This window comes from Anaerotignum sp. MSJ-24, from assembly GCF_018918145.1.
In the GTDB taxonomy this organism is placed as follows: Bacteria; Bacillota; Clostridia; order Lachnospirales; family Anaerotignaceae; genus Metalachnospira.
The window spans coordinates 62,518-82,307 of the sequence record NZ_JAHLPX010000001.1 but is presented as its reverse complement, the minus strand read 5'-3'; the positions used below and the strand labels follow the sequence as shown (position 1 = coordinate 82,307).

General features: G+C 40.7%; 16 protein-coding genes and 1 riboswitch. Of the genes, 5 read left to right on the top strand and 11 right to left on the bottom strand.

Annotation, left to right across the window (positions count from 1 at the left end):
- Positions 1–106 precede the first annotated feature (106 nt).
- Positions 107–604 carry a 5-(carboxyamino)imidazole ribonucleotide mutase gene (gene purE, locus KQI66_RS00360; protein ID WP_216426728.1) on the bottom strand — a complete coding sequence of 166 codons (498 nt, stop codon included), beginning with the start codon at positions 602–604 and terminating at the stop codon, positions 107–109.
- A gap of 73 nt (positions 605–677) precedes the next feature.
- Positions 678–762, bottom strand: a riboswitch (ZMP/ZTP riboswitch).
- Between the two features lie 185 nt (positions 763–947).
- Positions 948–2,159: a helix-turn-helix domain-containing protein gene (locus tag KQI66_RS00355; protein WP_216426727.1), complete on the bottom strand. Its 1,212-nt coding sequence runs from the start codon at positions 2,157–2,159 to the stop codon at positions 948–950.
- 248 nt (positions 2,160–2,407) lie between these two features.
- On the opposite strand from KQI66_RS00355, the gene KQI66_RS00350 reads away from it, so the two are divergent.
- From KQI66_RS00350 to KQI66_RS00340, 3 genes are read left to right on the top strand one after another with little or no spacing between them, the layout of a single operon-like run.
- A complete protein-coding gene (locus KQI66_RS00350) occupies positions 2,408–3,412 on the top strand; it encodes a phosphotransferase (RefSeq protein ID WP_216426726.1) in 1,005 nt (334 codons plus the stop codon).
- Between the two features lie 15 nt (positions 3,413–3,427).
- Positions 3,428–4,729 carry a phosphopyruvate hydratase gene (eno, locus tag KQI66_RS00345; protein WP_216426725.1) on the top strand — a complete coding sequence of 434 codons (1,302 nt, stop codon included), beginning with the start codon at positions 3,428–3,430 and terminating at the stop codon, positions 4,727–4,729.
- A 21-nt stretch (positions 4,730–4,750) separates the two neighbouring features.
- Entirely contained in the window at positions 4,751–5,773 is a 1,023-nt protein-coding gene (locus KQI66_RS00340) for an MtaA/CmuA family methyltransferase (RefSeq protein ID WP_216426724.1), read from the top strand.
- Positions 5,774–5,879: 106 nt separating this feature from the next.
- Here KQI66_RS00340 and KQI66_RS00335 read toward each other — a convergent pair whose 3' ends face one another.
- Genes KQI66_RS00335 through KQI66_RS00325 form a run of 3 tightly spaced genes read right to left on the bottom strand, consistent with a single transcriptional unit; the run spans position 5,880 to position 8,049 of the window.
- Complete coding sequence (locus tag KQI66_RS00335) at positions 5,880–6,056, bottom strand: hypothetical protein (protein ID WP_216426723.1); 177 nt, start codon at positions 6,054–6,056, stop codon at positions 5,880–5,882.
- A gap of 55 nt (positions 6,057–6,111) precedes the next feature.
- Entirely contained in the window at positions 6,112–6,786 is a 675-nt protein-coding gene (locus KQI66_RS00330) for a TIGR00266 family protein (RefSeq protein WP_216426722.1), read from the bottom strand.
- 33 nt (positions 6,787–6,819) lie between these two features.
- Positions 6,820–8,049, bottom strand: a complete 1,230-nt coding sequence (locus tag KQI66_RS00325) for a class I SAM-dependent rRNA methyltransferase (protein WP_216426721.1) — start codon at positions 8,047–8,049, stop codon at positions 6,820–6,822.
- Between the two features lie 165 nt (positions 8,050–8,214).
- Here KQI66_RS00325 and KQI66_RS00320 point away from each other — a divergent pair, with 165 nt between their 5' ends.
- Together KQI66_RS00320 and KQI66_RS00315 are read left to right on the top strand one after the other, a co-directional pair.
- Positions 8,215–8,883, top strand: a complete 669-nt coding sequence (locus KQI66_RS00320) for a YczE/YyaS/YitT family protein (RefSeq protein WP_216426720.1) — start codon at positions 8,215–8,217, stop codon at positions 8,881–8,883.
- Positions 8,884–9,197: 314 nt separating this feature from the next.
- Complete coding sequence (locus KQI66_RS00315) at positions 9,198–10,346, top strand: YkvI family membrane protein (RefSeq protein WP_216426719.1); 1,149 nt, start codon at positions 9,198–9,200, stop codon at positions 10,344–10,346.
- Between the two features lie 139 nt (positions 10,347–10,485).
- Here KQI66_RS00315 and KQI66_RS00310 read toward each other — a convergent pair whose 3' ends face one another.
- Genes KQI66_RS00310 through KQI66_RS00285 form a run of 6 tightly spaced genes read right to left on the bottom strand, consistent with a single transcriptional unit; the run spans position 10,486 to position 19,762 of the window.
- Positions 10,486–14,832, bottom strand: coding sequence for a PolC-type DNA polymerase III (locus KQI66_RS00310; RefSeq protein WP_216426718.1), 4,347 nt, complete (start codon positions 14,830–14,832; stop codon positions 10,486–10,488).
- An 18-nt stretch (positions 14,833–14,850) separates the two neighbouring features.
- Entirely contained in the window at positions 14,851–15,906 is a 1,056-nt protein-coding gene (ispG, locus tag KQI66_RS00305) for a flavodoxin-dependent (E)-4-hydroxy-3-methylbut-2-enyl-diphosphate synthase (protein WP_216426717.1), read from the bottom strand.
- A 7-nt stretch (positions 15,907–15,913) separates the two neighbouring features.
- Positions 15,914–17,002 (bottom strand): M50 family metallopeptidase, encoded by a 1,089-nt coding sequence (locus KQI66_RS00300; RefSeq protein ID WP_216426716.1) that lies wholly within the window; start codon positions 17,000–17,002, stop codon positions 15,914–15,916.
- A 12-nt stretch (positions 17,003–17,014) separates the two neighbouring features.
- Positions 17,015–18,169 (bottom strand): 1-deoxy-D-xylulose-5-phosphate reductoisomerase, encoded by a 1,155-nt coding sequence (locus KQI66_RS00295; RefSeq protein ID WP_216426715.1) that lies wholly within the window; start codon positions 18,167–18,169, stop codon positions 17,015–17,017.
- Positions 18,170–18,202: 33 nt separating this feature from the next.
- Positions 18,203–19,018: a phosphatidate cytidylyltransferase gene (locus tag KQI66_RS00290; RefSeq protein ID WP_216426714.1), complete on the bottom strand. Its 816-nt coding sequence runs from the start codon at positions 19,016–19,018 to the stop codon at positions 18,203–18,205.
- A 15-nt stretch (positions 19,019–19,033) separates the two neighbouring features.
- Positions 19,034–19,762 (bottom strand): isoprenyl transferase, encoded by a 729-nt coding sequence (locus KQI66_RS00285; protein ID WP_216426713.1) that lies wholly within the window; start codon positions 19,760–19,762, stop codon positions 19,034–19,036.
- Positions 19,763–19,790 lie beyond the last annotated feature (28 nt).

Below are 19,790 nucleotides of genomic sequence, written 5' to 3'. Positions count from 1 at the left end.
GAAAAATAAATTCCAACAAGATTACTGAATATAAATATATAAAATAAACAGGTATAGCCTCGAAAACCGTCCGGCACACCAACGGACCGCCGACAAGGCATATCAATTATAAACTGCTGTATTTTGCCGTTACATCGGCATTTTTAGCAAGAATTTTCTCTCTGTTTTTAGCTCTGTCCTCTTTAAGCTTGTCGCTAAGCTCCTTATCGGTAAGCGCAAGTATCTGTACAGACAACAAAGCGGCATTTCCTGCACCGTTGATTGCAACCGTAGCCACAGGTATTCCCGTAGGCATCTGAACAGTTGAAAGAAGTGCGTCCATGCCGCTTAAAGTATCGTTTTTGACAGGTATGCCGATTACAGGCAGAACTGTGTTTGCCGCAATAGCGCCCGCAAGATGTGCTGCCATTCCTGCCGCCGCAATAATTACACCAAAGCCGTTTGCCTCTGCGTTTTCAGTAAATTCCTTAGCCTCCGCAGGTGTTCTGTGTGCGGAAAAAACGTGCACCTCAAAAGGTACACCGTATGTCTTAAGCACATCAAATGCCTTGCTTACTACAGGTAAATCACTGTCGCTTCCCATAATAATAGCTACTTTTTTCATTAATTTGACCTCCGTAAATATTATTTTAATTCAGCAAATAAAAAAGGACATACCTATCCCTATTATTTCTAAAGAAGGCTGCCCAGACGGTCGACAATTACATTATGTTCTCCGCTCCCCCATGGTATTCCATGCTTCCGTCAGTTACGAAGAATTCACCATTATTGTACCATTTCATTCATTTTTCGCCAATAGCCCCAATAAACAAATTATACAATTTATTTGAAATGTTTTTGTAGATTTGTACTAAAGATTTATTTATCATACAGGCTGAGCCGGTTTTATGGCATTTAATAACAACTACTGTCAAAGCTTGTCTTTTGCCGGCGGTAAACGGTTATGTTTATTGATTTTCCGACAAATTCTGACGTATATAAACCGCTGTTTCCTTTATTATAAAGGCGTCGCCGAAATTTTTTGACGGTCTTAAGCCGGTAAGGCTGTAAAGCTTTTCAAGCCTTGAATTTATCGTATTTCTGTGAAGAAATGTTTTTTCGGCGGTTTCGGTTATATTCATACAGCTGTCAACATAGGCTTCGGCACAATCTATTATGTCCTTATAAAGCGTGCCGTCCTTTTTTGTAAGCTTTGATATTGTGGAAAGTATTATTCGGTTTATAATCTGCGGGTGCATATAACAGCATACGCTTTCAAAAAGCAGATTTTCCGGCATATAAAACTGCTCGTTTCTTTTGGATTTTATACCTATTCTTATCAAGTCCTCCGCCTCATTATAGCTTTTCTGCACATTCATAATGTCCGGATAAAGACTTCCGCACGCCATTTTAAAGCTGAAGGAATTAAATGATGAGCATATTTCGGCTATGCTTTCGCATATTTTGTCGAGGGAAAGATAAATCCTTGACATATCCTCAACGGGAATAAATGACTTTATTACAACCGCCGTATTATAGTCATACATACAGACTATGTCCTGCGAATTGAGATACATATTTGCACCAAGACTGCTCATAAGATTGTTTTTAAGGCGTTCTATTCCCGATGTATAGCCTAAATTAAGCTTTATATTAAAGTAGTTATTCTGATGATAATTCATTCTGATAAGTATTACGCAACGCAAAAGCTCGGGATTCATGTCCAGTCTGTACATAACGGAATTTATTTCCTCCCGACTGATACTGCCGTTCAAAAGCTTTATTCCGAGATTGGAAAGCATATCCTTCTGTCCCTTATCGTACGATCGGTGATTATCGTAGGCAATAATCGTTTCTATTGAATTTCGTATCATTTCGCCTATGCTTACGGAAACCTCCGCACTTCCGTGTACAATAACCGTTCCGTAGTTTTCGCCGTCAACAATCAGCGGTGCTCCGTATATGGAGCTGTAACTGTCCCTTGCCGCATCTGGATTGGCTATCGAGGTTGCCCTCTGGACATCGTTTATATATAATGCCGTACTGCTTATACCGCCCGTTCTTTCCTTATCCGATGAGGCAATTATTTTAGAAGCCGTATCGGTTATATGTATTATGCACTCTCTGTCGGAATACTTATCTATTATTGTATTTAAAAACGAAACATTTAAAGCTCTCATACTGCCCTCCGCCTTGATGTGCAAAATGCACTTTTTATATATTGATAATCAGCAAAAGCATTATATTTTATCTATAAAAATAATATCATATCTTTAAATCGATGTAAATTATGCGTTTTGCACTTTTATGCTCACTTATTTTGATAAATATGTACATTTTGCAATGGGATATTTTATTGTGGCAAATCATAATATCACATATACTCGTATTGTAAATAAACGGAGCAATAAAAAAGGAGGTAAACAAAATGATTGATATTGCTGTAAAAGAACAGCTCGAACAGTACTTGCTCGAAAAAGGCGTAATTAACAAAAAAGACGGTTATTCCTTTACCTACTGCGGCGGCGGTGTATCCGGAACGGTTGCTTTTGTATATGCCGGAGATAAGGAGCTTATTGTAAAACAGGCTCTTGCTCAGCTTAAAACAAAGGACACATGGTTATGCGATCCCAAGCGTATGTATATCGAAAAAGAGGCAAACCGAATATATAACGAAATAGTTCCCGAAAACGTACCCGAGGTATATTTCTATGATGAGGATAACTACATTTTCGGTCGTGCCGCAGCTCCCGAAAGCTGTACCATGTGGAAAAGCGATCTTCTCAGCGGCTTATACGATTTCGACGTTGCCCATAAGGCTATTGATTCACTTTCAAAGGTACACAACGCCTGTGCCGACAATGCCGAAATCAAAAAAATATTCGGTGACAAGGCTCTCTTCTATGATTTAAGAATATCACCGTACATTGAGTTTACCGTAGGAAAGCACCCCGATTTAAGAGCATTTGCCGACGGCGTAAACGAATTTCTTATGGGTGACGGCATAACTCTTGTTCATGGAGATTACAGTCCTAAAAACATAATGGTTGACGGACGTAAAATATATATACTCGATTTTGAAGTAGGTCATTACGGTCACCCCGCATTTGATTTAGCGTTTTTCTCAAACCATTTCCTTCTTAAGACGGTTAAGAACAAGCAGTGGTCAGACACAACAACAAATATGCTTAAGCTTATGCTCGACGAATATTTCTCAAAAGCAGACTTTATGGATAAGGCAGAGCTTGAAAAATGCTTTGTAAAAACTCTTGCAATGCTCTTTATTGCCAGAGTTGACGGAAAATCCCCTGCCGAATACATAAAGGAGGAGGCAGACAAGGAAATAATAAGAAAAACAGCCTATAAGATGATAGAAAACGACATAACCGATTACAATTCGGTTATAAAGCTTATTAAAGAAATGATAAAATAACGGGAGGATATAATAATGAAGGATTTAAGAATAAAAGGTGTAAAAGCAAGACAGATTTTTGACTCAAGAGCCAACCCGACTGTTGAGGTTGAAATTACCCTCGAATGTGGAGCAGTCGGACGCAGTATTGTCCCCTCCGGTGCGTCTACGGGAAAATTCGAGGCGCTTGAATTAAGAGATGGTGATATGTCTGTTCTCGGCGGAAAAAGCGTAAGAAAGGCAATCGCCAACATTACAGATATTATCGCTCCAAAGCTTATCGGTCTTGACGCATCAAACCAAACATATATTGACAACATGATGATTGCCCTTGACGGAACGCCGAACAAAAGCAAGCTCGGTGCAAATGCAATACTCGGCTGCTCAATGGCTGTCGCTTATGCTGCCGCAAATGCCATGGAGGTACCTCTTTTCCGCTATCTCGGCGGTGCAAATGCAAAGACGGTTCCCGTTCCTATGATTCAGATTATCGGCGGCGGCGCTCATGCCGTAGGCTCGATAGACATTCAGGACTTTCTTGTTATTCCTATGAGTGCAAAAACATTTGAGGACGGCTTTGCAATGGTTGTAAACGTATACAACGCAACCAAAAAAATATTTACCGAAAAAGGCAAGCCTCTTGCAATCGCAGACGAAGGCGGCTTCTGGCCGACAGACTTCAAAACAAACGAGGAAGGTCTTGAGCTTTTGACCGAAGGCATTAAACGTGCCGGCTATGAACCTATGAAGGACGTTGCAATAGCTCTTGATATAGCGTCAAGCGAGTTTTATAATGAGGAAAACGGTACCTATGTATTCGGTCTTGAAAATAAGGTTATGACAAGAGAAGAATTTGTTGATCTTCTTTGCGAATGGGTTGACAAATATCCTATCATTTCAATAGAGGACGGCTGTGCCGAATCCGACTGGGAAGGCTCTGTTCTTCTTACACAGAAGCTCGGTAAACGTATCCAGCTTATCGGCGACGACCTTTTCACAACCAATGTTGAAAGAATCAAAAAAGGCGTTGAAATGGGTGCCTGCAATGCAGTATTAATCAAGCTTAACCAGATCGGAACAATCACAGAAACAATGGACGCCATCGAGCTTACAAAAAACAGCGGTTATCTTCCCGTTATCTCTGCAAGATCGGGCGAAACCGAGGATGCAATAATCGTTCATCTTTCAATGGCAACAAATGCCGGACAGCTTAAGGTCGGTTCGGTTGCACGTTCCGAAAGAGCCGCAAAATGGAACGAAACAATCCGCATGGAAGAATATCTCGGAGAAAGCGGCTACTACCCTTCAGCCGATATATTCAAAAGAGTTATAAAATAAATCAAAAGGCAGGTATTTTGTATGGAAAAACCGGAAATGACACCAAAGGAAAGAGTATTTGCAGCTATAAATAACATGGATTTTGATGTTTATCCGGCAATCAATCCGACATCGGTGGCAACTGTTGAGGCTATGAAGCTTTCCGGAGCATTTTTTCCGGAGGCTCATACCGATGTCAGAAAAATGGAGGCTCTTGCCTCCGTCGGCCATGATGTATTCGGTTTTGATTCTGTTTCTCCCTACTTTTCCATACTTCTTGAGGCATCTGCTCTCGGTGCAGAGGTTGACTGGGGCAATATATATGAAATGCCATCGGTCATAAAAAAGCCGATTAACAATATATCGGATTATGAAATTCCGAAAAACTATATGTCAAGAAAAGAATTTTCGTCAATGATTGAGGTCTGCTCAAGGCTGAAAAACAAGTACAAGAACGAAGTACCGGTTATCGGCAAGGTAATCGGCCCGTGGTCACTGGCATACCACCTGTACGGAGTTGAAAATCTTGTACTTGATACAATTCTTGAGCCGGAAAAGACAAAGGCTTTCATAACCATGCTTTCGGAAATACCTATCAGCTTTGCAAAGGAACAGTTTAACGCCGGTGCAGATATAATCGTCTGGGCTGACCATGTTACGTCGGATCTCGTAAGTGCGGAAATATACAAAGAATTTATTATGCCGATTCATAAAAAAGCGGCAGTGGAGCTGCAAAAATACGGCCCGGTAATACTGCACACCTGCGGCAATGTTGCCGACAGACTGCCCTATATAGCAGGCACCGGTTTTAAAATATTCCATATGGATTCCAAAAACAATATTGCCGAAGCGGTAAAAACCGTCGGTAACAGAATGCTGATAACCGGCTGTATAAACAATCCTGTCCTTCTCGCACAGGGCGAACCGCAGGACGTAAAAAGAGCCGTTGAGGAAAATATAAAAAACGGCATAAAGCTTATATCACCGGAATGTGCAATTCCCTTTTCCGTTTCTTCGGACAACCTTATTGCACTGGTAGAGGCGGCACATAACACAAAGCTGTAAAAATAATGGCATCGGTTTTTCCCGGTGCCATTTATGTATCTATTATTTGTTCAATAGCCTCAGTAATTACTATATTACTGAGGCTATCCTATAAACCATAATTTACTCATTTCTTACTCGGAAGAAGTGCAAGCACCGCACCAACAATTCCGGTAATCATAAACAAATGCTGCCACTCCATGCCAATATCACCAATGAAATAAGTCCACCCCACATTATGAAATGTCACTGAAAACAGAATACTTAACAAAATAATAACTATGCCATAAAGCTGTATTTTCATATTGTAATCTCCTTATGAAATTCCGACTTGTTAATTTACAATGCTGAATTCTCCATTAATCACCGGTAGGTATAAACGGTGCAACTGCTCCGGCCACAGCAGAAATAGGCATTGTCTGAAGCCAGATTTTGCCCGGGCCTGTAAGAACGGTATTAAACAGTCCCTCGCCGCCAAGAGCTATATTCTTGAATCCTTTTATCTGCTGTATATCAAGATTAACAGAGCCTTCAAAGCCAAGTACATAACCGGTATCGACAATCATCTGCTCACCTGCTCCAAGACTATATTCTATAAGTTCTCCGTCAACCTCAGCAAACACAAAACCATTTCCGGAAACCTTCTGCATTATAAAGCCCTCGCCTCCGAATAAGCCTGTACCCAACTTCTTGTTGAAATGAGTTGAAAGCTCAACGCCTATTTCCGATGCAAGAAAAGCTTTCTTCTGTAATATAAATTCATGTCCGTTACTAATTTCTATAGGAAGAATTTTTCCCGGAAAGCTTGAGCCAAAGGCAATTATTCCATCTGCCTTTGCTGTATAAATATTCTGAAACATATGCTCACCCGAAAACGCTTTAGAAAACATTTTGCCTAAGCCACCGCCCTTAGTTTCCATTTCCATACAAGGGCTCATCCATACCATTGCTCCTTTTTCTGTTATCATTTTTTCGCCCTTTTTCAGATGACATATAACAACAGGAAAAGCTCCGCCTTTGATTTCATATTCCATAATTTATTCCTCCCTTATTTTAAAAAAATACTGTTATACTATCTGGAAAATATAAAACTTCAAGTAGTCTGTTTCCGGCACATTCCAGAGTATCGGATGATCCGGCGACTGCTGTCTTGCCTCTATCTGTCTGAGCTCGACATTTGCGTCTGCGGCGGCAGAATGGAGCATTTTTCTGAAAAGGTCATCTCTCATAAAGTGCGAGCATGAGCAGGTTGCAAGGTATCCGCCTCTCGGAAGAAGCTTCATCGCCTTCATATTGATTTCCTTATAGCCTCTTTCGGCATTTTTAACCGTAGATGAGCTTTTTGTAAATGCCGGAGGATCAAGTATTATATAATCATACGGGCATTTGCCGTCCTTCGCCATTTCCGTAAGCAGTTCAAAAACATCAGCACATTTAAAATCCATTCGTCCTTCAAGACCGTTTAAAACAGCATTGGCTTCAGTCATTATTACGGCGTCCTTTGAAACATCGACAGCCGTTACATGCTCTGCTCCGGCATAGGCACAGTTAAGTGCAAAGGCTCCCGTATGTGTAAAGCAGTCAAGAACTCTTCTGCCTTTTGCAATTTTTGCCGCCGCAAGTCTGTTATATTTCTGGTCAAGGAAAAATCCTGTTTTCTGTCCGTTTATATAATCTACGTTATATTTAATTCCGTTTTCGGTTATTATTGTTTTTCCGCCGGTATCCGTTCTTAAGCCGTCATATTCATAAAAGGCTTTATATTCCTCCATGCCTTCCTTTTCACGTATCTTAACGTCATTACGTTCATAAAGAACATTTATCTCTTCACCCATATCACGAAGAGCATTTATTACGGCCGGGAATATAATATCCTTTAATTTATCTATTCCGAGTGAAAGGCACTGAGTAACGATTACATCGCCGAAACGATCAACGGTAAGACCCGGAAACTGGTCTGCCTCACCGAAGATAAGGCGACAACATTTAAAATCATCACCCATTACGGTTTTTCTGTAATCCAGAGCGTATTTAACCCTTCTTTCCCAGAACGCATTATCAAATTTGTCATTTGCATTTTTTGAAATAACTCTTACACGTATCTTTGAATTATCGTTAATAAAACCTGTTCCCATATATCTGTTTTTTGCCGAAAACACATCAACAAGCTCTCCGTTTTCATAGCCGCCTTCTATTGCGGTTATTTCGTCGGCAAACACCCATGGATGGCCGCCCTTTAATGCTCTTACGGCTTTGTCTGTTATGTATACCTTAGAAAAATTACGTTCAGTTTTCATTTTTTTCTTCCTTTGCAATTCAAAAATTTAATTGTTTAGAGTAATTTTAACATATATATGCCGTAAATTCCATAAAAACCAAACTTATCATTGCAATAAGTTTTTGGCTGTAATATAATTTTGTGTAATATTAATTTTGCAAAAAACATCAGGAGGACACAAAAATTGACAAAACCAAATAACCTATTAAAACGACTGATTATTTATTTAATCGGTGTATTCGGAACTGCCGTTGCCATAGCAATCTCCAAAATGACACCTCTTGGAATATCTCCGAATGCATCTCTTCCGAATGTAATCAGCCTTATTCTGGACGCAAATCTCGGTCTTGTTACGGCAATAGTTTTTTCGCTGTACGTAATCATACAATGGATACTTCTCGGAAAGGATTTTAAGATTATAAATTTCATACAGGTTATTTTATCAATAATATACGGCGTGTTTGTGAACATTGCCGTTGCTCTCGTCAACAGAATACTTCCGCCATGCACAACATATCCAATGCAGCTTTTATACATAGTCATAAGTGCACTTCTGCTCGGAGCAACAATCAAAATATATATGGAACCCAGACTTATGGCTCTGCCTGCCGAAAGCCTTGCAAGAGCGGTATCAATAAGATTCAATATAGATTTTCCGAGAGCAAAAAACACCTGCGATATTATAATAGTATGTATATCCGTAACGCTTTCGCTCATATTCTTCCATGGCTTTAACGGAATAAGAGAAGGCACAATAATACACGCAATACTTGTAGGAAGAGCCGTTAAGTGGTCTGAACACCTTTTCGGCCCGAAGCTCAGAAAATTTATTTACGGAACAGAAGAAATATAATTATATCAAACCGATTTCTTTATGAGATCGGTTTTTTCAATGTGTTCTTTGTCTTAAAAATTCTACATTAATCTAATATTTTCTACACTTCTGTCTATTATAATCTACAGTCATATCATAAATTATCTAAATTTTCCTTTAAAATCCTTATTTTAAAAGTTGGCACGGTTTTTGTTTATAATATAGATAGTTATGTAATTACATAATGATATAACTACATAATTATATTTAAGTAGTCGTATACTTCAATCCAATGCTCTCTGTAATTACATAACTCGTCATTATATTTATTATTTTTAAGGAGGTATTTTCATATGAATTCAAAAACAAAAGGAGCAAGCTTTGCCGCACTGTTTTCAGTTGCATCGGTATGGTTCGGCTCACACGCAGGCGGTGGCTTTGCCACAGGTAACCAGACAACACAATATTACGTACAATACGGCTGGTTTGCTCCGATTATGGCTGTTATAGCAATGGCTATACTCGCCCTTGTAATCAAAGAATGTGTTTTAATGTACCGCAATCACAGCTTTACAAACTACAAGGATATGTTTGTTGAAATGTGGGCTCCCTATTCCAAGCTCGAAATATTATTCGAAATCTATATGATTCTTATTGTATTTGTAGGCACAGCGGTATCTATATCCGGTGCGGCAACACTCTTTACTCAGTTCGGAGCACCTTACGGCGTTTCACTCGTTATCATAGGCGTTATACTTTTCCTCTGTACTATATTCGGTGCCGGACTTGTTTCAAAGGCTTCAACACTTATGTCTATCATAATCCTTATATGCAGCTTTTCAATATTCATCGTAGGTATTGTTAATAAGAGTGATGTAATAAGCAACATATTCGCAACACATCAGATAGATGGCGTTACAAACAACCTTCCCGGCGCATTCTGGAAAGCCATTGTTTACGCAGGTTATCAGTCGGTTTGCATTCCTTCGTTATGTGCCTGCTCAGGCGTACTTAAAAAGAGAAAAGACGCATCAAAGGCAATGTTCCTTGCTTTCCTTATGAACGGTATCGCACTTGCTCTTTCCGCAACAATGCTCCTCGGCTGGTATAAGGACTTTATGGCGGCAGACGCACTTGCACTTCCGACATTATATGCCTGCCGAACAATGAACATTCCCATTCTCTATTATGCTTACAGTATTTCTCTCTGCCTCTGCTTTATATCGACAGGCGTTACCTGCGTATACGGCATAATACCGAGATTTTCAAGCTTAAAGATATTTGATAACTGCTCGGAAAGAAAGAAAAGCTCAATTATATCTATGTTTGCAATTATCGTATCTGTTGTACTTGCACTTACAGGACTTGTAAACCTTGTTAAATACGGCTACGCATACTGCGGCTACATAGGTCTTTTCGCTGTTGTAATACCTATGCTCACAATAGGACACATAAAGAATAAAAAATTTGCCGAAGCAAATCCCGATTGGGACGAAAAATAATTCAATAAAGCCCCTTACTATTGATTAATTCACACCCTATATCAATAGTTTTATATAACTGTGCCGAACTCACACCCTACCGGCACAGTTTTTTCGTATTAAAAAACCGGTCACCATAAACAGTAACCGGTTATATTGGTCATTGAAAATCAAATAACGAAATCTGATCCGATTCCGGTATTCCTCTTAAAACACCGTTTTCCTTCAAAAGCTCTACTATGCTTGCTCCGGCAGAGGTACGACTCTTGAATTCCTCGATTGTACGAAATTCTCCGTCTTTTCGTCCTTCCACTATGCTCTGTGCAACCGAAAGACCGAGTCCCTGGAGTGCATTTAGCGGAGGAAGAAGATTTCCTTCCGGCGTAACAATGAACTTTCTTGAATCCGATTTATACAAATCTATCGGCACAAAGCTGAAGCCTCTCGCATAAAACTCAATCGCAAGCTCAAGCACTGTTGCCGAGTTCTGCTCCTTTGTAGTGGCCGTATTACCCTTTGCGGCTATCTCTTTAAGTGCCGCCTTTGCAACATCGGCACCCTTGCACATAATAGCATAGTTAAAATCATCTGACGCACGTATCGTAAAATATGCCGCATAATATGCTTCGGGATAGTTTACCTTAAAATATGCTATACGGAAGGCATTCATAACATAAGCCGCCGCATGAGCCTTCGGGAACATATATTTTATCTTAAGACAGCTGTCAATATACCACTGAGGAACGTCATGCTCTTTCATATATTCAATATCATCGTCGGCAAGTCCCTTTCCCTTACGAACCTTCTCCATTATTTTGAAGGATTTTTTATTGTCCAGTCCCTTTGTTATAAGGTAGCTCATTATACTGTCACGAGTTGATATTGTTTCCTTAAGCGTAATAGTTCCGTTTTCGATAAGCTCCTTTGCGTTGCCTACCCAAACGTCCGTACCATGGGAAAGTCCCGATATTCTCAGCAGGTCCGAAAATGTTTCCGGCTTTGTATCAATAAGCATATTCCTTACGAATTTTGTTCCGAATTCCGGTATGCCAAGCGTTCCCGTCGGGCAGTTTATGTCCTCCGGCTTTAAACCGAGAGCCGCAGGCGACTGGAAAAGCGACATTGTTGCCTTATCGTCAAGCGGAACATTCTGCGGATTTTTTCCCGTAATATCATAAAGCATACGAATAAACGTAGGATCATCATGGCCGAGAAGGTCAAGCTTAAGAATACGTCCGCTTATGGAATGATAATCGAAATGCGTTGTTATTATCGTTGAATTGACATCATCAGCCGGATGCTGTATCGGGCAGAATTCATGTATATCTCTGTCCTTCGGCACAATCATAAGACCTCCTGGATGCTGTCCAGTTGTTCTCTTTACACCTGTACAGCCTCTTACAAGACGGTTTATCTCCGCATTGTGCAGTACAAGATTGTGGTCGTCCATATATCTTTTTACATAACCGTAGGCTGTTTTATCAGCAAGTGTGCCGATTGTTCCGGCTTTAAAAACATGGCCTTTGCCGAAAAGAACCTCGGTATAGGCATGAGCCTGCTGTTGGTATTCGCCGGAAAAGTTAAGGTCAATATCCGGTTCTTTGTCACCGTCGAATCCGAGGAAGGTTTCAAAAGGAATGTCATGTCCGTCCTTACGCATCATTGTTCCGCACTTAGGGCAGGCTTTGTCCGGCATGTCCACTCCGGAACCGCCGACCATAAATACCTTCTTTACTTCTTCCGATTCAAAATCCGAATATTTGCAGTTAGGACATATATAGTGCGGAGGAAGTGAATTAACCTCCGTAATACCTGTCATATTGGCAACAAATGACGATCCTACCGAGCCTCTTGAGCCGACAAGATAGCCGTCGTCATTGGATTTCCAAACAAGCTTCTGTGCAATTATATACATAACGGAGAAACCGTTTTTTATGATTGAATAAAGCTCCTTATCCAGTCTGTCCTGGACTATTTTCGGCAGTGGATCGCCGTAAATCGAATGTGCCTTATCCATTGCAATCTGCTTTATCTGCTCTTCCGCACCTTCGATATTCGGCGGAAATGTTCCGTCCGGAACGGGCTTAATCTTTTCAATCATATCGGCAATCATGTTTGTATTTTCGATAACTACCTCATGTGCCTTTTCTTCGCCGAGATATTGAAATTCCTTAAGCATTTCATCTGTTGTTCTGAAATAAAGCGGCGGCTGTTTTTCCGCATCATCAAAGCCCTTTGCATACATTATTATCTTTCTGTATACAGAATCCTCGGGATTAATGAAATGCACATCGCCTGTTGCAACAACCAGCTTGTTATGCTCTTCGCCCAATGCGACTATTTTTTTATTAAAGCTCTTTATATCCTCAACAGAATTTACCGCCGGGTATCTCTGACTGTCTATCATGAACATATTATTGCCAACCGGCTGTATTTCAAGAAAATCATAAAAATTGACTATATTATCTATATAATCCTTTGATTTCATATCAAGCAATGCTCTGTAAAGCTCACCTGCCTCGCAGGCACTTCCGACAATAAGCCCTTCTCTTTTTTCCGTGAGCTTTGATTTGGGTATTCTCGGCTGTTTGAAATAATATGTCAGATTGGACATGGAAACAAGCTCATAGAGATTTCTCAGTCCGACAAGATTTTTGACCAGTATTATGACATGGTGCGATTTAAGCTTATTGTAATTAACCGTTCTGCTTGCAAAAACATTGATTTTATCAACGTCATGGACATCGTTCTCCTCCAGCATTTCCAGAAGCTTAAGGAATATTCCGGCTGTTGCCTCCGCATCGTTTACGGCTCTGTGATGTCCTTCCAGAGATATGCCGAGGTGCTTTGCAACAACGTCAAGCTTATGCTTTTTCAAATCCTTGAGCAATGTTCTTGAAAGCTCAAGAGTATCAAGTATTGTATTTTTAACATCACCAATGCCAAGCTCTGCCGCTTTGATTCTGACAAAGCCCGTATCGAAGGACGCATTATGTGCAACAAGAACGGCATTTCCGCAGAACTCAAGAAATTCAGGAAGAACCTCTTTTATTGTACGCTGTCCTATGAGCATATCATCGGTTATATGAGTAAGGTTTACAATTTCATCGGTAAGTTTTTCTTCCGGATCAATGAACACCGAATATCGGTCGATTATCTCTCTGTTTTTTATCTTAACCGCACCGATTTCGATTATTTTACAGATTTCCTTATTAAGACCAGTTGTTTCAATATCGAAAACGACATATTCATCATCAAAGCTCTGACCTCTGTTATATGTAACAACCTCTCCGAGGTCGTCAATAAGATAGCCTTCAACGCCGTAGATAACCTTTATATCCTTGCCGTCTGCCGCATCCATTGCAAAGGGATATGCCTGAACAACACCATGGTCTGTAACAGCGATTGCCTTATGTCCCCATTTGATTGCCCTTTTTATGTATTCCTTAACGTCGGTTACGGCGTCCATGGCACTCATTGTTGTATGGAGATGAAGCTCAACACGTTTTTCCTCGCTGTTATCCATTCTTTCGGGCGGTCTTTCCGCTTTTTCGATGTCCCTTGTCATTATGAGCAATTCATTATTATTATATTTATCCGCCTGAACATCGCCCTTTACCTTTACATAAGCACCCTTGAGTGCCGATTTTATGCCGCCATCGCAGTCATAGGGCTTCTTTTCGGTAAAGAATTTAACCGTTGTAGAGTCCGAACCGTCCGTAATATCAAATGTAACGATATATTTTCCGCTTTTTGTTTCCTTTTCTTCGAGATTAAATATATCGCCCTCTATTATGACTTTCTCGCCTTCAAGCTTGCTTTCGGCAATCTTTATGGGTTCGCCGGTAAAGCCCTTGCCTATAATAATGCCTTTGGATATATTCTCCTGTGCGGCATCAGTCAAGGCATTCTCTTTAGCCGTTTCCTTCATAACCTGTTCGCTGAGTATTGCACTGATAAGCTGTTTCTCAAAGGATTCCTTCTTATCCTCGTAAACCTTTTTATCCTCTTCGGTTGTCTTTTTATTTTTAAAAGTTACGTTTACGTCAATGCCGAACTGGTCTTTTATTCGGTGAATAAGATAATTGTCAATGCCTTTTTTATACATATAATAAGCGGCATTATGGCCGACGTTAATAACAACGGCGTTATCGTTAAACACCTTTGTGCAGTCCTCAAGCACACAACCGCAGACTGGGCTGTCTGCCGAAAGATAGCTGACAACATCAGTCCACATAAAATTAAATATGCTTTCCGCCGAATTATCTGCCAAATCATAATGCAGATTTATTTCTACCTTATCGGCAACGCCGACCGTATCTTTTATCGCCTGTTCAATTTTATATTTACATTCCGTCGGTATAAGCGTTTTCGATACAACGTCTGCACGCAGTATTTTTGTGCTTTTGGATATAGTCAATTTTTCAACAAAGGAGTCATTAAACGACTCCTTCAATGCTGCGTCAGCCTTAACCATACCGAATACCTTACTGAATTTTTCGTACATTAGTATCACCCGGCTTTTTTAAAGCTTCTCTATTTCTTTCATAAGCTCATCAACAAGCATATTTTCCGGCACCTTTCGGATTATTTCGCCCTTTCTGAATATAAGTCCCTCGCCATGTCCTCCGGCAATGCCTATATCTGCCTCTCTTGCCTCTCCCGGTCCGTTTACCGCACAGCCCATAACAGCAACCTTAATATTCTTGTCAATGTTTTTTACCTTGCTTTCAACCTCATTTGCTATCGAAATAAGGTCAATGCTTGTTCTTCCGCATGTAGGACAGGAAACAAACTCAACTCCGAATTTACGCAAATTCATATCCTTGAGTATTTCCTTTGCGGCATAAATTTCCTCGACGGGATTTCCGGTAAGAGATACTCTTATTGTGTCACCTATGCCTCTGGAAAGTATTGCACCTATGCCGACTGCCGATTTAACGGTACCGCCCCATACAGTTCCGGCCTCTGTAATGCCTACATGCAGAGGATAATCCACTGTTTCCGAAAGCAGTTCATATACCTCAACGGAAAAAGGAACATTAGATGCCTTAATTGATATGACCGTATCATAAAAATCATATTTTTCAAGCAGTCTTACATGGCCGAGAGCGCTTTCGACAAGTCCTTCGGGAGTAACTCCGCCGTATTTTTCGACCAGGTGCTTTTCAAGCGAACCGGAGTTTACGCCGACTCTTATGGGAATACCGTTTTTCTTTGCCATATCGGCAACCTGTTTAACTCTGTCCTCAGAGCCGATATTTCCCGGATTAATCCTTATTTTATCTATACCGCCGTCAATGGCCTTAAGCGCAAGACGGTAATCAAAATGTATATCCGCAACAAGCGGTATATCAATCTGTCTTTTTATATCTTTTATTGCTTCTGCCGCCTGCATATCGGGAACGGCAACCCTTATTATTTCACAGCCTGCATTTTCAAGCTCTTTTATCTGCTTTACGGTTTCTTCGACGTTTCTTGTGTCCGTATTGCACATGGACTGTATCGCAATGGGATTATCACCGCCGATTTTTACGCCGCCGATATTGACCTCTCTTGTTTTTTTTCTGCTGTATTTCATCTGTTCATCACCTTATTATATTCACTATATCGTTAAATGCAATAAGTATCATACATGCCATAAGAAGCATAAATCCGGCAAGATGTATTCTGCCTTCGATTTCCGGATCTACGGGCTTTCGTCTTATTCCTTCAAGCAGAAGGAATGCAATTCTTCCACCGTCCATCGCCGGAATAGGAAAAAGATTGATTATGCCGAGATTTGTGCTCAAAAGTGCCGAAAGTGTTGCCATGTTCATTATGGCATCTGTCAGGCTGTATTTCAAGCCGGCTTCATAGGTATCACCTATCATGCTTACCATACCAATAGGCCCGGATATTTCGTTGGACTTAACCTGGAATGTAAAAAGCTTTACAAAGCCGACAACAACGGACTTAACAAAATAATTCATTGTCCATATATCTGCATTTATTGTGTCTGCAACAGTGGCTCTGTTATAGCCTTCAACCTGTTTTCCGAAAAGTCCGGAACGTGCATTGAAGGTAAAGCCGACCATATATCTGTCTTCCTCTTCGTTATATTCCGGCTGTACGGTAACATTAAGCTTTTCACCGTTTCTCTCTATCAGATAGTCAACAGGCTCATCCGAGGCATAATTGGCTATGACAAGGCTGTAATCCTGATAAATATGCAGTCTTGTTCCGTTCAGCTTTAAAATTCTGTCGCCATGCTGCAAGCCTGCCGCTTCTGCCGGTGTTCCTTCATAAACAGTATTTACCTCCGGAAGGAAAAAGCCGTTTACACCAAGCATAATAAAGAGCAGAACAAAGGCAAGCACAAAATTCATGCCCGGTCCGGCAAAAAGCACCGCAAATCTCCGGAGAATTGTTTTGCTGTTAAATGACCGTGAAGGATCATAATCCTTACTGCCGTCATCATCATCTCCTTCTTCGCCCTGCATACGGCAAAAACCGCCGAAAGGCAAAGCTCTGACAGAATACTGTGTTTCTCCCTTCTGTCGGGAAAATAACAAAGGCCCCATTCCGACAGAAAATTCCTGTACACAAATACCCACCTTCTTCGCCACAGCAAAATGTCCAAATTCATGGACAATTACAATAAGCGAAAAAACGATTAAAGATATGATTATTGACAATTTTAAATCTCCTTATTTATTGATTATAAAGTCAAGAGCTGCATTTCTCGCCCATTTATCCGCATTAAGCAGATCCTCCACCGTATAATTATACTTAACATTATATGAATTCATTGTTTTTTCTATTATATCGGCTATATCAAGGAAACCGATTTTTCCGTCAAGAAAAGCCTTTACGGCTGTTTCGTTTGCTCCGTTCATTGCCGCAGGCATTGTTCCGCCTATGCCGACCGCCTTATAAGCCAGTCCGAGGCATTTGAATGTGTCCATATCCGGCTTCTGGAAGGTCATTGACGCATGCTTTGCAAAATCAATCTTCGGGAATGAGTTTTTCACTCTCTTAGGATATGTCAGTGCATACTGGATAGGCACACGCATATCCGGTTCGCCCATCTCCGCAATGACCGCACCGTCCTCGTATTCTACGGCCGAGTGCATAACACTCTGCGGATGTATAAGCACCTCTATATCCTCAACGGGCACATCAAAAAGCCATTTTGCCTCAATAACCTCAAGCCCCTTATTCATAAGCGTTGAAGAATCTATTGTTACCTTCTTCCCCATATGCCACGTCGGGTGATTAAGTGCATCCGACGCTTTTACGTTTTTAAGCTCTTCTCTTGTTTTCCCTCTGAAAGGGCCGCCCGATGCGGTAAGAAGTATACGTCTTATTTTGTTGCCTTTGTTGCCCTGAAGGCTCTGGAATATTGCCGAATGCTCGCTGTCAACCGGATATATTTTAACACCGTTTTCCTTTACGGCATTTATAATAAGCTCACCGGCCGAAACAAGCGTTTCTTTGTTGGCAAGAGCAATGTTTTTTCCGGCTTTTATTGCCTCAAAGGTCGGAAGAATACCTATATTTCCGACAACAGATGTAACGACAGTATCGCTCTTTTTATAGGTTGCCGCCTCAATAAGTCCTTCCATACCGCCGAGAACAGCTACATTGCAGTCCTTTACTCTTTCCTTAAGCTCTGCCGCTTTGTTTTCGTCCATGACTGCGGCAAGCTCCGGTTTAAATTCACGAATCTGCTTTTCAAGCAGATCTATATTGTTGTTGGCTGTTATCGCACAGACATTAAGACCGCCGATTTCTCTTACAACCTCAAGAGTCTGCGTGCCTATTGAGCCTGTCGAGCCAAGTATTGATATATTTTCAGCCATAGTACACCTCAATAATAAGTCAAAAATTTACTTTTAACTTATTTTTATCAAATAAAACATAATGTAATATACAGTCGGTGCAGTAAGTATTACGCTGTCGAAACGGTCAAGAACACCGCCATGTCCGGGCATAATCTTTCCGAAATCCTTAATGCCTGTATATCTCTTCATTGCCGATGCGGCAAGATCACCTATCTGTGAAATAATCGAGCCGATAAGTCCGGCAAGGAAGCAGAGCATAACCGTATCAACTCCGGCAAGCTCATTATAATGCTCTACAATTATGCCATAAATTACACAAGCCACAATAGCCGTAACAATGCCGCCGATTGAACCTTCGATAGTCTTTTTGGGGCTTAACTGCGGTATAAGCTTATGCTTTCCGAATGCCATTCCGGTAAAGTATGCACCTGTGTCACAGCCAAAGGCACTGAGGAAAATAAGCCATACAAGCATAGCTCCATGTATATACTGGCGTGTAAGATATACATGCGAAAGCAGGAAGCAGACATAAAAAAATCCGAAAAACGTAACTATTGCATCCATAGTATTTCCGCTTTCATGCGCTATTACAACATACACAAGTATCACAAGCAGAAATACTGCAATAAATACATTGAGCAATGATGCCGTATATATTATCTTTTCGATAAAAGCCATATAAATTACAGCACCGGCAAATCCGATATAATGCACAGGTTTGATAAAACCGCTAAACGCTCTGTAAAGCTCATAAAGACCTATACATGTAAGAACCGTAATCGCAATCTTAAGCGGCATATTTCCGAGAACAATAAATATAATAAGCAATGGAAGTGCAACAAGTGCAGAAATAATTCTTGTTTTCATAACTCCAACTCCTGTTTATCTGCCGCCAAATCTTCTGTCACGAGTCTGATAGTAGCAAATATCTCCGTAAAGGTCTTCAGCAGAATAATCCGGCCAGAATTTGCTGTTAAACACAAATTCGGAATATGCAATCTGCCAGAGAAGGAAATTGCTTATTCTTTCCTCACCGCTTGTTCTTATAACAATCTCCGGATCGGGATAAAAATGTGTATCAAGGCTTGAAGAAATTGTGTCCTCTGTTATATCATCGGGATTGATTTCTCCGTTTTTAACCTTTTCTGCTATTTTCTTAACGCCTCTTAAAATATCGTCACGGCCGCCGTAATTAAGTGCGATATGAAGATTCATTCCCGGCTTATCCTTTGATATTTCCTCAATACGTCTTATTCTGTCCTGAATATCGGGAGCGAGACGGTTCTTTTCGCCGATAATATCTATCTTTATGTTTTCCTTCTCGGCTGTTCTTATATAACGGTCAAGATAATTTCTCAAAAGATCCATTATCGCTCCAACCTCTTCTTCGGTTCTCTTCCAGTTTTCTGTCGAGAAGGCATAAACCGTAAGATGCTCTATTCCGAGGTCATCGGCAACTCTCGATATATTTTCGAGTGTATCTGCTCCGGCTTTGTGTCCGAGTTTTCTCGGAAGAAAGCGTTTCTTCGCCCAGCGTCCGTTGCCGTCCATAATTATCGCAACGGATTTAGGGAGCTTTGACATATCAATTTCATCTCTAAGTGAACTCATATAATCCTCCGATATTATCAAAACACCC

Coding starts and splice junctions, on each gene's coding strand:
- purE (WP_216426728.1), bottom strand. CDS start 604: ATGAAAAAAGTAGCTATTATTATGGGAAGCGACAGTGATTTACCTGTA.
- KQI66_RS00355 (WP_216426727.1), bottom strand. CDS start 2,159: ATGAGAGCTTTAAATGTTTCGTTTTTAAATACAATAATAGATAAGTAT.
- KQI66_RS00350 (WP_216426726.1), top strand. CDS start 2,408: ATGATTGATATTGCTGTAAAAGAACAGCTCGAACAGTACTTGCTCGAA.
- eno (WP_216426725.1), top strand. CDS start 3,428: ATGAAGGATTTAAGAATAAAAGGTGTAAAAGCAAGACAGATTTTTGAC.
- KQI66_RS00340 (WP_216426724.1), top strand. CDS start 4,751: ATGGAAAAACCGGAAATGACACCAAAGGAAAGAGTATTTGCAGCTATA.
- KQI66_RS00335 (WP_216426723.1), bottom strand. CDS start 6,056: ATGAAAATACAGCTTTATGGCATAGTTATTATTTTGTTAAGTATTCTG.
- KQI66_RS00330 (WP_216426722.1), bottom strand. CDS start 6,786: ATGGAATATGAAATCAAAGGCGGAGCTTTTCCTGTTGTTATATGTCAT.
- KQI66_RS00325 (WP_216426721.1), bottom strand. CDS start 8,049: ATGAAAACTGAACGTAATTTTTCTAAGGTATACATAACAGACAAAGCC.
- KQI66_RS00315 (WP_216426719.1), top strand. CDS start 9,198: ATGAATTCAAAAACAAAAGGAGCAAGCTTTGCCGCACTGTTTTCAGTT.
- KQI66_RS00310 (WP_216426718.1), bottom strand. CDS start 14,832: ATGTACGAAAAATTCAGTAAGGTATTCGGTATGGTTAAGGCTGACGCA.
- ispG (WP_216426717.1), bottom strand. CDS start 15,906: ATGAAATACAGCAGAAAAAAAACAAGAGAGGTCAATATCGGCGGCGTA.
- KQI66_RS00295 (WP_216426715.1), bottom strand. CDS start 18,169: ATGGCTGAAAATATATCAATACTTGGCTCGACAGGCTCAATAGGCACG.
- KQI66_RS00290 (WP_216426714.1), bottom strand. CDS start 19,018: ATGAAAACAAGAATTATTTCTGCACTTGTTGCACTTCCATTGCTTATT.
- KQI66_RS00285 (WP_216426713.1), bottom strand. CDS start 19,762: ATGAGTTCACTTAGAGATGAAATTGATATGTCAAAGCTCCCTAAATCC.